Below are 12,596 nucleotides of genomic sequence, written 5' to 3' on the forward strand. Positions count from 1 at the left end.
GCTCAATCCGTCACTGCAAAACGGCCATTATATCCAGTCGCTGAGCTTGATGCCGACGCCAATACGCTCCTGAAAGCGGTCGTAATCAATCAGGCTTTCGCCATAGCCATTAAAGTAATGCACGAACCAGGTCAGTCGTTCAGTGAGCGGGAAGGTCAGGTCCAGCTGAAAAGCGCCACGGTTGTCGTCGAAATCCAGGTTGTTGCGCATCATCACTGCGATAGATCGGCGGCCATAGTTGCGGATGTAGCGCAGCTCGCCATAGCCCAGGTAGCTTTCAATGCCGGGGTTGTCGTCATCGGTGGGATCAAACGGGTCGGATGACGACTCCTCCGGAATACGCCACCAGGTGCGCAATCCCCATAAGCCATGAGAAAACGCCCAGGCGCCCGAAAACTCAATACGATTCCAGCTACGCGATAACGAACTGGTTTGGCCGTTGGATTGATGGTTAAGGGAAATACTGGCGTGGTCGAGCCACCGGGAGTCTGGCAACCAGGAGTAGATGATTTCCGGTTCGTGGTTGGTTTCACGGAACGGCCGTGAGATATCCGAGTTGTAGGCCTGCCAGAACGACTTGTTGGTGTAAGCTACTTCCAGCCGGTCGAGCTTGGTGAGGATGTCTTCAGCAACGATGTATTTGACGCTCAGCTGCATGACGATTTCAAGGTGGTCAAAATCGCCGTCGTATTCTTTCTCGCCGTCCGAGTAGTAATCCACCAACTCGTCCAGCTCACGGTTGTTAGGTCGACGCTGCCAGCTCAGTGGCATGATGTAATTGGGACGATGCGGCAGCAGTACAAAAGGGCTGGAGGCGGCGATGTCTTCAATCTGCATGCGCTCCACCGCCCGTGGCGCGTTCTTGCGGATGTTTTCCTTGAATTCAGACGGGTCAATCATCTCCACATCGACTTTCTGGCGCTTCACCGGCTCGCCATCCAGTAACGGCTTGATGTCGTCCTGACTGTCTGCATTCGCAAAAGGTTGATCGACCTGGTCGGTTTCTGAGGCTGGCGCCCCTGTTGCCACACACGGAGCAAGAAAAGCAGCTGCCAGCACGGCAGCGAACGAATGCCTGAAAACAAACATGACCCGGATTTCCTGATTATTTGTGATAGGGACCCTTTGAATAACTCTGCACAGCTCTGCACGAGTCCTGCAGGTCGTAAGAACAAGGCGGCGAATGCAGCGGAATGGCTGGCCCTTTCCAAGTTCGCCAACACCGTTCTGGCGGCCTGCAGGCCGTGCCCAAAGGGGATGGCAGGGCATTGCTGACTCTGTGTCGCTGATTTTTGACTTGACCCATCAGGCCTGCAAATCAGCTTCGTGACTCAGCGTCGCCCTGTCATCCAGAGCGGGCACCGAGTTACTCAGAGGGTCCCTGAATAGTAAGTGACTGACCGCTATCTTGACAGTCCGGGCCGTAAATTGATTCCTTTGAATCCCGTGTAATTAACCGCTCGATCAGCCGTTACATCATCAAGGCATCGGCTTCCAGATAGGGCGTACGCTGGGCCTGATATTCGTTTTTGCAGTGCGGACAAATACGAACGTCTTTCTTCAGAATGCGATTATGCAAATGCATCAGCTTGTGCTCGTGTTCCCAGCAGTAGGAACAATACGGCTGGCCGTATGGACGACCTTCGCGGCTTTTGTAGTAACCATCACCACGTCGACGAAGATTGGCCTTGGTGTGCAGAAGCTCCCCCATGGTTTTCAGCTCGACGTCTTTGTCTTGCAGATAGCCCTGAAGAATGCCCAACTCCATCTTGGCTTCGGAAATCGACCCCGCCAGCTCTGCCAGCATGGCTTTCATGTCCGACTTTTCCAGCACATAGCCCGCCGACCGAATCCGCAGGCCAACTTCATTGGCCTGATTCAAACTGCGCATGATGTCACTCAAACGACCCTGACCTGCCATGACTCACCTCTTTTCTGACACTTGTTGCGGTTATTTCGTCAGAATCCCGTCAATTGCAGCCTCTTCTACTGCTGCTTGCCGGGTTCTGAACCACTGTGAGTAGGTAATTGCAGCTTCAATGCCAGTTTTCGTAGCCCAAATGCAATATCTGCGGTTTGGGGAAGATCAATGAAAACAAAATCCTTTCGATTCGGTAGTAGATTGCCAGCACTTGTTTTCTGGCCGGGCCAACGATTGTTGAGTCTGAGAATTGAACCAGAAACGCTACCTGAACAGCCATTGCCCGGTCGGCAGTCGCTGGAAAGGCCACAACAACTGATAATAAAGGACCAGAGAATGCCGAATGAAGTGACTCACATGGGCGATGCCAAGCCGGCCTCCAAAGGCGGAATTTGGCTATTCATCATCCCCTCTCTTATTGGCCTGCTGCTGTTTATGACGCCAGTGCCCTACGACGGCGGTGTGACCATTCCCATTGCCATTCTGGCAGCCGAATTCAAGGGACTGCTTGGTCACTCCGCCCCTACTGTTGTCACCACCCTGATATGCCTTGCGGCGGCGCTGTCGGTGATCACAACCTTTACCAAACCGCTGCACAACAAGCCTTTTTTCAGCACCCTGTTTTTGACCAGCTTGCCTTGGCTGGTGTTGCGCGTGCTCGGAGCGGCGTTTGCCATCATGGCTCTTAACAGCACAGGTATCGACATGATCTGGCACGAATACACCGGCGGACTGGTGTTGAACGAGCTGATGCCAACCTTGCTGTCGGTGTTCCTGTTTGCCGGTTTGCTGCTGCCATTGCTGCTGGATTTTGGCTTGCTGGAGCTGGTTGGCAGCTTTATGAGCAAAGTGATGCGACCACTGTTTAACCTGCCGGGCCGTTCGTCCATCGACTGCGTGACCTCCTGGCTGGGCGACGGGACCGTAGGCATCATGCTGACCAACCAGCAGTACGAACAGAACATGTACACCAAGCGCGAAGCCGCCGTGATTGCGACCACCTTTTCAGCAGTGTCGATTAGTTTTGCGCTGGTCGTGGTGTCGCAAGTGAAGCTCGAACACCTGTTTATTCCGTTCTATTTTGCCGTGTCGCTGGCCGGTTTTGTTGCTGCCCTGATCATTCCGCGGCTGCCACCCCTGAGCCGAAAATCGAACGAATACCTGAACGGCGAACAAGCCGCTCCCTGCGAACTGGCCAGCAAATCCTTCGGCGAATTGCTACGTATTGGTGTGAACAGCGCCATCGAACGGGCGCAAGGTAGCCGAGGTGCCAAAGCCGTGTTGGTGGACGGCGCCCGCAACGCGGCGGAAATGGTGTTCTGTGTGTTACCTGTGGTGATGGCCATTGGCACCCTGGCACTGGTCGTCGCTGAAAACACCAGTATCTTCAGTGTGCTGGGCATGCCGTTTGTGCCACTACTGGAGCTGTTGCATATCCCGGAAGCTGTAGCCGCATCTGAAACCCTGGTGGTTGGCTTTGCGGATATGTTCATTCCGTCGATCATGGCAGCATCGATTGAAAGCGAAATGACCCGCTTTGTGATCGCCGCGGTGTCGATCACCCAGTTGATTTACCTGTCGGAAGTTGGCGCTTTGATTCTGGGCAGTCGTCTGCCAATCAATCTGCTGGAGATGTTCATCATCTTTATCCTGCGGACGCTGATCACTCTGCCAGTGATTGCTGCGGTAGCTCACCTGATTTTCTGATCCTGTTGAGCCCGTAGCCAGAAACAGCAACAGCAATAAAAACAAAAAGCACCGGACGGATGTTAGCCCGCCGGTGCTTTTGATTGGAAACTGCCAGAGTTCCTGGTTTAAAGAGCCCCTGGTTTAAAGAGCCCCTGGTTTAAAGCGTCCCGTCAGCAAACGGCCTTATCGGCCGATGGCTGTGCTGGTGATTGTTTAGGCTTCACCTGAGCCACCAACACGCAACTCAACACAATCCCCACCGCCAATAACTGCATCAAGGTGAGGGTTTCGCCCATCAGCACGACCCCACAGCCCACGGCAATCAGCGGGTTCAGCAAACCAAGGAAGCTGAGTTTATCGGTCGGAATGTGCTGCATGGCCAAAAACCAGCAATAGAAGCCCACGCCCATTCCAAGCGGAGCAATCCAGATAAAGGCCATCAGTGCCGCCGCATCAAACTCGGGTAACGCCCGTCCAGTACTCAATACCGCTGCTACCAATATCAGACCGCACAACAACAGTTGTCCGGCGGCCATCTGCAACGGTGGCACTCCGCGGGAATATCGAGGTGTCAGCACCATGCCCAATGCCATGCAAAACCCAGCCGCCAGAGCAAAGCCCACCCCGACCGGATTCAAGGGTTCACTGGCGCGCCACACCAACAAGGCAACACCGGCACTGCCACCAATGGAAGCCAGCAAGCTGGCGGTTTGTGGTCGGCTACCACTCACCCAACGCATCAGCAGAATTTGCAGCGGCACCGTCGACACCAGGGTTGCAGCAACGCCACCCGGCAAACGACTGATGGCCTGAAACAGCAGCACGGTAAAAATGCCAATGTTCAAACCGCCCAGCAGTAACATGCGATGCCAGTGCTGTCGGATCACCGTCAAAGGCAAAAATGGCAACATCAACAAGCCAGGCACCAGTACCCGTAATGCCGCAATCCACAATGGATCAATGTCGGCCATCCAGTGCTGGGTTACCGCGTACGTTGTGCCCCACAACAACGGCGCCAGTACGCCAATCAGCCAGTATTTCATGCCCATAAACCTCGCATTATCTTCAGATAAAGACAGTTGACCTTGTGCCGGTAGCAACACCGACAGCCGTTGTTCGCCGACATCAGAGCCGGGTTTCCCCATCGCCTGTCAAAGACGGCATTCTGTTAGCATTTTATCTTCAAGTAAAGACACTTTATCTTAACACCAAGATAAATTAACTTAATATTAAGATTGTTAACATGGAATACTTACAACGCCACGGTTAACATTCGGTCATTTATTCAATACCTGCGGAGTGGGCTCCACATCATGTCTGATCAAGACCACGTAGACTTCATCATTGAGCAGTGGGCGAACGAAAAGCCCGGCATGAACACAGATTCCATGGCCCTGATTGGCCGGATCTACCGCCTCTACAACCATTTGGCGGCGGAAGTCGAAGCGTGCCACAAACAGCATGGTCTGAACTTCGGCGAATTCGATGTGCTGGCGACGCTGTTACGCAGCGGAGAGCCATGGACACTGACGCCAACCGAGTTATTTCAAAGCGCGATGCTGTCTTCCGGTGCCATGACCAACCGCCTGAACCGGCTGGAAAAAGCCGGTTTGATCAGTCGAAAACCATCCGAATCCGACAAGCGCTCCATGCTGGTGGTACTGACGTTTGCCGGTCGTGCGGTTGCTCATCGGGCTGTTGAATCCCACATGGACAACCTTAATCGGCTGACGCAATCGCTTGGAAATGAAGAGCGAGACGCGCTGGGCGGACTGCTGAAACACTGGCTGACGCAGTTTGAAGGCCAACCGATGGGTAAAAAATCGAACAACTGATCAGGATATAGCTTTACATAAAGATACATTGAGCAATCGTTCAGAAAGATCCGTTGTGATGACAGCTATCGCATTCGCCACCCAGCCGTTGACCCTGGAGTGATCGTCAGTTTGTACAGAAAAACAGCAGAGAGGAATGATGGCTTCTGAAAGATTTCAGAAGCCATCATGGAAGTATCTTTATAGAAAGATAATTTTAGCAGGGCTTACTTCTCAACGAAGGCACGCTCAATCACGTAGTGACCAGCGTTGCCCTGACGCGCTTCCTGGAAGCCCAAACCATCCAGAATATCGGTCAGGTCTTTCAGCATGGCCGGGCTACCGCACAGCATAAAGCGATCGTTTTCCAGATCCGGTTTTGGCAAACCAATGTCCTCAAACAATTTGCCAGAAGTGATCAAATCGGTCAGACGGCCTTCGTTACGGAACGGCTCGCGGGTCACTGTTGGGTAGTAAATCAACTTGTCACGTACCACATCGCCAAAGTACTCGTTGTTGGGCAACTCGTTTTCAATGCGATCCTGATACGCCAGCTCGCTGACGTAACGCACACCGTGGGTCAGAATGACCTTGTCGAACTGCTCGTAAATCTCGTAGTCCTTGATAATGCTCATAAACGGCGCCAGCCCGGTGCCAGTGCTCAGCAAATACAGGTTTTTACCCGGCAGCAGGTTATCGGAAATCAATGTGCCCACTGGCTTGGTGCCCACCAGAATTTCGTCGCCCACCGCGAGTTTCTGCAAATGTTTGGTCAGCGGGCCGTCCTGTACCTTGATGGAAAAGAACTCCATCTCTTCTTCGTAGTTGGCACTGGCAATGCTGTAGGCGCGCAGCAGTGGTTTGTTTTCAATTTCCAGCCCGATCATGGTGAAGTGACCGTTTTTGAAGCGCAGGCCCTGATTTCGGGTGGTGGTGAAACTGAACAATGTATCGTTCCAGTGGTGAACGCTGGTCACGGTTTCCTTGATCAACTTGCTCATTCTCTATCTCCAGGCTAATCGCGATCTTGTTCGTCGCTGAATAATTGGGTTATCCGCTGGAGCTGGCCATTCTCATCGGCGGTTGCTTGATGGTTTTACTGTACGCCCGCGCTTTTTTTCGATAAAACGGGTTGTATAAATATTAATAATCGGATTTTCCGAAAATAGACGTTCACCTGTGGGCAAACGTCAGCAACCACGAGCACCCATTGATGAGATACACACTGCGCCAACTGGAAGTGTTTATTGCGATTGCCCAAAGCGGCAATCTGACCCGCGCCGCCGACCATCTGGCGATGTCGCAGAGTGCTGCGTCATCGGCCCTGAAAGACCTTGAAAACCAGTTCGACGTGCAACTGTTCGACCGTATTGGCAAGCGCCTGCAACTGAACGAACAAGGCCGCCTGCTGTTGCCAGAGGCCATGTCACTGATGGAACAGGCCACCGCCCTGCAAAACAACCTGATGCAGCACAACGGCACCGGCAAACTTCGTGTGGGGGCCACCCTGACCATTGGCAACTACATGGCGGTAGGCATGGTGGCTGACTACCTGAAGCAGCACCCCGGTGCTGAAATCGCCCTGACGGTGGATAACACCGAACACATCGTCAGCAAGGTGCTGAACTTCGAGTTGGATGTGGCCATGATTGAAGGTGAAATCAATCACCCCGACCTCGACATCCAGCCCTGGCAAGACGACGAACTGGTGGTGTTCTGCCACCCGGATCATCCATTGGCCAAACTCGACAGCGCCGATGATCAGGCGCTGGCACAAGCCCAGTGGATTTTGCGCGAAGAAGGCTCCGGCACGAGACAAGCGTTTGATCGGGGCATGCACGGTTTGTTGCCGCAACTGACTGTTGCAATTGAGCTGGAACACACCGAAGCCATCAAGCGCGCGGTGCAGGCTGACCTCGGCATTGGCTGCCTGTCACGCATTACTCTTGAAGACGCTTTTGGACGTGGTGACCTCTGCGAAGTAAACACCCCTCACCGGGATTTTGGCCGCCAGCTATACATTGTGCTGCACAAGCAGAAGTTCAAAACTGCCGGTCTGGAAGCCTGGCTGAAGCTGTGTGAAAACGTCTGATAAACAGTACCTGAACCCTATCTCAGTGGGATAGGGTTCGGCTCATCAACTGGTGCCAACAGCGATCAAAGCACCAGTTGAACACCATGGTGTAGGGCAAAATAATCACAAAGAATGCGATATCCAGCAGCAAGGCTTGCCACCAACTGATGGCCAACCACCAGGCCACCAGCGGCACACAAATACCGATCAGCGCCAGCTCGAACACCAGCCCATGCAGCAGCCGATGACGCCAGCGCCAGTCGATCCGCCGTACTTGAACATAACGATCCACCAGCAGGTTGTAAGCCAGATTCCAGCTCATGGCGATGGCAGACAGCACCAGCGCCAGTGAGCCAACACTCAGCAGCGGCTTATCGAGTGCCAGCGCCGCAATCGGGGTCAGCAGCAAGATAGCAAACAGCTCGAACAGCAAGGCATGAACAATGCGCTCGGCGGTTTTCGCAGCAGCGGTCGTCATGGTCAATTCCCCCCTCAGAAGTCATGGGTAAAAGTGATGGGATCAGGTGATAGCATTGCCATGCTCTTTCATTTTTACGATAGTTGGAAAATAGCTTCTATCGGTTTTATTAATAGATGAAATACTCTCCCGAAGCGCTCACCGCCTTTGCACTGGCGGCAGAGCTGGGCTCGTTTTCCGCTGCCGCCCGTAAACTGCGCAAGAGCCAGTCCACCATCAGCGTTGCCATTGCCAATCTCGAAGCCGACATTGGTTGCCCCCTGTTCGACCGCGACGGTCGCCAGCCACGTATCAACGCCGCTGGCCGTCAGGTGCTGGGTGTTGTGAATACCATTCTGAATGCCAACCAACAGCTGAACGCCCTCAGCGTGCGCCTGGTTGATAACGTCGAATCACTGGTTTCTATGGTGGCCAGCGACCTGTTTCTGCCGCTACTGAACCGTGAACTGCTGAGCCGCTTTGCCGAACGCTTTCCCGACACCGAATTTCGATGCGGGCCGTCCGAGCACGGCGATGTGATTGTGATGATTCAGGAAGATTTCGCCCAGCTGGGGCTTACTGCAAGCCAGCCCCACTACCCCGCCGACATAGCCCACCAGCGGCTGTCGTCCCAGGCGGCATTCAATCTTTACGTCAGCCACAACCACCCGCTGGCGGCCCTGCCGAGTTGCAGCAATCTGGAACTGAGCGCCGAACGCCAGCTGCGTTTGAAAACCTATGCGCCCGAGCCCGATACCAGCACCGGCAACGTTTGGTCAGTGCCGGATTACCTGACCCTGCTGGAATTCACCCGCATGGGATTGGGTTGGGCTGAACTGCCGGATTCTCTGGTTGAACGCTTTGGTCAGGAGCTGACCCGTTTGAACGTACGCGGCTATCCGCGCACCGTGGCACTGGACGTGATCTGGAGCAGAAACAACGCGCCGGGCGTGGCTGGCCAATGGCTGGTGGATCAGATTACCCGCAACTGAAATGAGCAAGGATCGACGGAGAATGGCCGTCCAGCTCTACTAACTGCCCCCATTCTGAAATCAAACCTGCAACGAGCCTGGCCACCCGACACCCGACACCCGACACCCGACACCCGACACCCGACACCCGACACTGTGTGGCTCATTTGGTCCTTTCTGAAGTGTTCATTCGTACCACTACGACAAAGGTCTGAAGTACCGCCTACATCTCATCCCAACACTGTGATTTCACAGCATTTTTCTTTTCTCCACCAAGAAAAAACTAACAAAATGAGACCTTGAGTATCAATTTAATTGATTTTGTTGTTTGACAATCCAAACCCGCTGACGCAAATATAAAAACGCTTATCGAGACCTCAGATCTCAAAATAAAAACAAAACGCACAAAAACGTGCGCATCCCCATGAGGTAATGTCATGTTCAAGACACGGAAATCCCTGCTAAGCGTTGTTAGTGCTGTCACACTATCCACCGCCCTGATCGGTCTTTCCACTGAAGCATCTGCCAGTGAAAAAGTACGTTGGAAAATCCCTACCGTTTTTGGCACCCACCTGCCAGGCCTTGGCGACCCGATCAAACTGGTTACCGAACAAATTGGTGCCGCCAGTGAAAATCAGGTCCAGTTCAAAGTGTACGAACCAGGCAAACTGGTACCACCGTTCGGTATCACCGAAGCGGTGAAGAACAATCAGGTACCTGCCGCCTATGCCTGGCTCGGTTACGACCAGGGCAAGATCCCCGCTTCGGCGCTGTTGTCGGCTGTACCATTTGGTATGGAGCCATGGGCCTACGCGGCCTGGTGGTATGACGGTGAAGGCAAAAAACTGGCAGAAGACCTGTACGCCAAACACAACGCCCATCCGGTGCTGTGTTCTGTGATCGGTCCGGAAACGGCTGGCTGGTTCAAGAAAGAAATCAAAACCCTCGACGACATCAAGGGCCTGAAAATCCGCTTCGCCGGTCTGGGCGGTAAGGTGCTGCAGGAACTGGGGGCATCGGTCACCGTGATTCCAGGCGGTGAGATTTTCCCGGCACTGGAAAAAGGCGCCATCGACGCCTCTGAATTTTCCATGCCAGCTGTCGACCAGATGATGGGCTTCGACAAGGTCGCCAAGTACAACTACTTCCCCGGCTGGCACCAGACGTACACCGCCTCCCACCTGCTGGTGAACAAAACCGTCTGGGACAAACTGCCTGACGACCGTAAGGCTCTGGTCGACATGGCCTGTACTGCCGGTACGTTCCGCGCTCTCACCCGTGGCGAAGCCATTCAGGGCGACATCATCGCCGGCTTCCCGGCCAAAGGCGTGAAAGCCACCCGTATGTCCAATGAACTGTTGGCGGGTCTGAAGAAAGCCTCCGACAAGGTGATGGCCGAGCAGTCAGCGGCCGATGCCGACTTCAAGCGTATCTACGAGTCTCAACAAGCGTTTGCTGCCAAGTACAGCACCTGGAAGAAACTCGCCTATCTCCCTGACGACCTGTAAGCGTGTGCGTCTCTGGTCCGCCTTCGGGCGGGCCTTTTTTAACCAAACTCACACTTGCCAGGCGTTCAGCCCCCACAGGGAAAGGACTTGTTATGAAACCTTCACTACCCGTGACGGACGGCGACGCGCTGTCTGAACAACTTAATCTGGATGGTATCGCCCACCATCCCAGACTGCCTCACACCCGTTTGTCGCTTGTTTTGGATGGCTTGCTGAACAAGGTTGGAGAAGCCTGCAGCTGGGTCTGGGTCATCCTGATGGCCATCATCGTGCTTAACGTATTGCTGCGTTATGTGTTTGGCGAAGGCCGCATCGAATTTGAAGAACTGCAATGGCACCTGTACGCGGCAGGATGGCTGATTGCCCAGTCGTTCTGCTTCGTCCACGACGACCACGTACGAGTTGACCTGCTACACGACCGTTTCAGCGTCAAAGCCCAGGCCTGGGTAGAAATGTTCGGCATGCTGGTACTGCTGCTGCCGTTTCTGGCGCTGGTGATCTGGTACGCGATTCCGTTTATCGAATACGCCATCGAAACCGGTGAACGCTCCAACGCACCCGGTGGCCTCGGCAATCGCTGGATCATCAAATCCTTTCTGCTGATCGGCTTTGCGCTGATCGCCATTGCCATGGTGGCGCGCTTGTCACGGGTGCTGGCGTTGTTGTTCTCGCGTTCGGCCAGTGGTGAATCCCTTGGTACATCCAACGCTGAATCCCACAGCCAAACCGCAGGAGCCAGCCATGGAAATTAATGAAATTCTCGCCATCGCCATGTTCAGCACGTTTATCGTCTTGCTGTTCAGTGGCTATCCGGTGGCCTGGGTTCTGGGTGGCGTTGCGATGATCTTTTCGGTCATTGCCATGGCTTCTGACCTCTGGCTCGACACCTGGATTGGCATCGACTGGAACTACATCTCAATCACCATTCCACGAATCTGGGACGTGATGACCAACTGGGTGTTAGTGGCGCTCCCCATGTTCGTATTTATGGGGCTGATGCTGGATCGCTCGGGGGTTGCTGAAGACCTGATGTCCAACCTCGTACGCCTGTTCGGTCGCATTCGTGGCGGACTGGCAGTAACCATCACCGTCGTTGGTGTACTGCTGGCCGCATCGACCGGTATCGTTGGCGCCTCAGTGGTGTTGCTGGCCTTGCTGGGCGTGCCCCTGATGGTCAAGAACGGCTACAACAAGGAACTGGCCTGCGGCATCGTCTGTTCCACCGGCACCCTCGGTATTCTGATTCCACCGTCGATCATGCTGGTGATGATGGGCGACCGTCTGGGTCTGTCCGTTGGTGACCTGTTTCTGGGAGCCTTCTTCCCGGGCCTGATGCTGGCAGCACTTTATATTGCCTACATTCTGATCGTTGGCTGGTTGAAACCGTCCATGGCACCGGCCCCCGAAGATGCCGAGCCGGTCGATTACAAACTGGTCTGGAACGTATTCAAGGCGGTACTGCCACCAGCAGGCCTGATTCTGGCGGTACTGGGATCTATCTTCGCCGGTGTTGCTACACCAACCGAAGCGTCCGGTGTAGGCGCGGCAGGCGCGGCCCTGCTGGCCTGGTCGAAAGGCCGACTGGATCTGAAAACCCTGCACGACACCTGCAAGGAAACCAGCAAGACCACCGCCTTTATTTTCGCACTGCTGCTCGGTGCCACTGCCTTCTCGCTGGTACTGCGTGGGCTCGGTGGTGACGAACTGATCGAAGGTGCACTGACCAGCCTGCCATTCGGCCCAACGGGCATCGTCATCTGCATCCTGCTGGCCACCTTTATTCTGGGCTTCTTCCTCGACTGGATCGAAATCACCCTGATCATCCTGCCGCTGGTTGCTCCGGTAGTGGCCAACCTCGGCTTTGATCTGGTGTGGTTCACCATCCTGTTTGCAGTGTGCCTGCAGACCTCTTTCCTGACGCCGCCAGTTGGCTTTGCCCTCTTCTATATGAAAGGCGTGGCTCCCGAAGGCATTCAGGTCGGCACTATCTACCGCGGTGTACTGCCGTTCATTGCCATCCAGCTGGTTGGCATCGCCATTGTCTTCAGCTGGACCGACATCGTCACCTGGCTGCCCAGCGTGGCCTACCAATAACCCCAAACTCAGCCAAGCGTCACAGCAGATTTAATGACCAATATCTGAACCAAAAACAACAAGGGAAC

The 12,596-nt window shown here is 54.3% G+C and carries 12 protein-coding genes; 7 read left to right on the forward strand and 5 right to left on the reverse strand.

The window, feature by feature from the left end; genetic code table 11:
* Positions 1-27 precede the first annotated feature (27 nt).
* Together G516_RS0115830 and G516_RS0115835 are read right to left on the reverse strand one after the other, a co-directional pair.
* Positions 28-1,089 carry a phospholipase A gene (locus G516_RS0115830; RefSeq protein ID WP_051219502.1) on the reverse strand — a complete coding sequence of 354 codons (1,062 nt, stop codon included), beginning with the start codon at positions 1,087-1,089 and terminating at the stop codon, positions 28-30.
* Positions 1,090-1,471: 382 nt separating this feature from the next.
* Positions 1,472-1,921, reverse strand: coding sequence for a hypothetical protein (locus G516_RS0115835; RefSeq protein WP_028294468.1), 450 nt, complete (start codon positions 1,919-1,921; stop codon positions 1,472-1,474).
* Between the two features lie 336 nt (positions 1,922-2,257).
* Between G516_RS0115835 and G516_RS0115840 the strand changes: the two genes are divergently transcribed.
* Positions 2,258-3,628 carry a YjiH family protein gene (locus G516_RS0115840; protein WP_036536753.1) on the forward strand — a complete coding sequence of 457 codons (1,371 nt, stop codon included), beginning with the start codon at positions 2,258-2,260 and terminating at the stop codon, positions 3,626-3,628.
* 152 nt (positions 3,629-3,780) lie between these two features.
* Here G516_RS0115840 and G516_RS22885 read toward each other — a convergent pair whose 3' ends face one another.
* Positions 3,781-4,653 carry a DMT family transporter gene (locus G516_RS22885; RefSeq protein WP_169449550.1) on the reverse strand — a complete coding sequence of 291 codons (873 nt, stop codon included), beginning with the start codon at positions 4,651-4,653 and terminating at the stop codon, positions 3,781-3,783.
* A 270-nt stretch (positions 4,654-4,923) separates the two neighbouring features.
* On the opposite strand from G516_RS22885, the gene G516_RS0115850 reads away from it, so the two are divergent.
* Positions 4,924-5,445 carry a MarR family winged helix-turn-helix transcriptional regulator gene (locus G516_RS0115850; RefSeq protein ID WP_028294470.1) on the forward strand — a complete coding sequence of 174 codons (522 nt, stop codon included), beginning with the start codon at positions 4,924-4,926 and terminating at the stop codon, positions 5,443-5,445.
* A gap of 206 nt (positions 5,446-5,651) precedes the next feature.
* Here the strand turns inward: G516_RS0115850 and G516_RS0115855 are convergent, their stop codons facing one another.
* Complete coding sequence (locus G516_RS0115855) at positions 5,652-6,425, reverse strand: ferredoxin--NADP reductase (RefSeq protein ID WP_028294471.1); 774 nt, start codon at positions 6,423-6,425, stop codon at positions 5,652-5,654.
* Between the two features lie 212 nt (positions 6,426-6,637).
* Here G516_RS0115855 and G516_RS0115860 point away from each other — a divergent pair, with 212 nt between their 5' ends.
* On the forward strand, positions 6,638-7,516 hold the full coding sequence (locus tag G516_RS0115860) for a LysR family transcriptional regulator (protein WP_028294472.1): 879 nt from the start codon (positions 6,638-6,640) through the stop codon (positions 7,514-7,516).
* A gap of 22 nt (positions 7,517-7,538) precedes the next feature.
* Here G516_RS0115860 and G516_RS0115865 read toward each other — a convergent pair whose 3' ends face one another.
* On the reverse strand, positions 7,539-7,976 hold the full coding sequence (locus tag G516_RS0115865) for a PACE efflux transporter (protein WP_028294473.1): 438 nt from the start codon (positions 7,974-7,976) through the stop codon (positions 7,539-7,541).
* A gap of 116 nt (positions 7,977-8,092) precedes the next feature.
* On the opposite strand from G516_RS0115865, the gene G516_RS0115870 reads away from it, so the two are divergent.
* The 4 genes from G516_RS0115870 to G516_RS0115885 all read left to right on the forward strand — a co-directional run bounded on the left by G516_RS0115870 (position 8,093) and on the right by G516_RS0115885 (position 12,528).
* Positions 8,093-8,947 (forward strand): LysR family transcriptional regulator, encoded by an 855-nt coding sequence (locus G516_RS0115870; protein WP_028294474.1) that lies wholly within the window; start codon positions 8,093-8,095, stop codon positions 8,945-8,947.
* Positions 8,948-9,363: 416 nt separating this feature from the next.
* On the forward strand, positions 9,364-10,434 hold the full coding sequence (locus tag G516_RS0115875) for a TRAP transporter substrate-binding protein (protein WP_036536755.1): 1,071 nt from the start codon (positions 9,364-9,366) through the stop codon (positions 10,432-10,434).
* A 92-nt stretch (positions 10,435-10,526) separates the two neighbouring features.
* Entirely contained in the window at positions 10,527-11,186 is a 660-nt protein-coding gene (locus G516_RS22890; protein ID WP_084645115.1) for a TRAP transporter small permease subunit, read from the forward strand.
* On the forward strand, positions 11,176-12,528 hold the full coding sequence (locus tag G516_RS0115885; RefSeq protein WP_028294476.1) for a TRAP transporter large permease: 1,353 nt from the start codon (positions 11,176-11,178) through the stop codon (positions 12,526-12,528). Before G516_RS22890 ends, G516_RS0115885 begins: the two co-directional genes overlap by 11 nt.
* Positions 12,529-12,596 lie beyond the last annotated feature (68 nt).

Source organism: Oceanobacter kriegii DSM 6294 (assembly GCF_000422845.1).
Classification (GTDB): Bacteria; Pseudomonadota; Gammaproteobacteria; order Pseudomonadales; family Oceanobacteraceae; genus Oceanobacter; species Oceanobacter kriegii.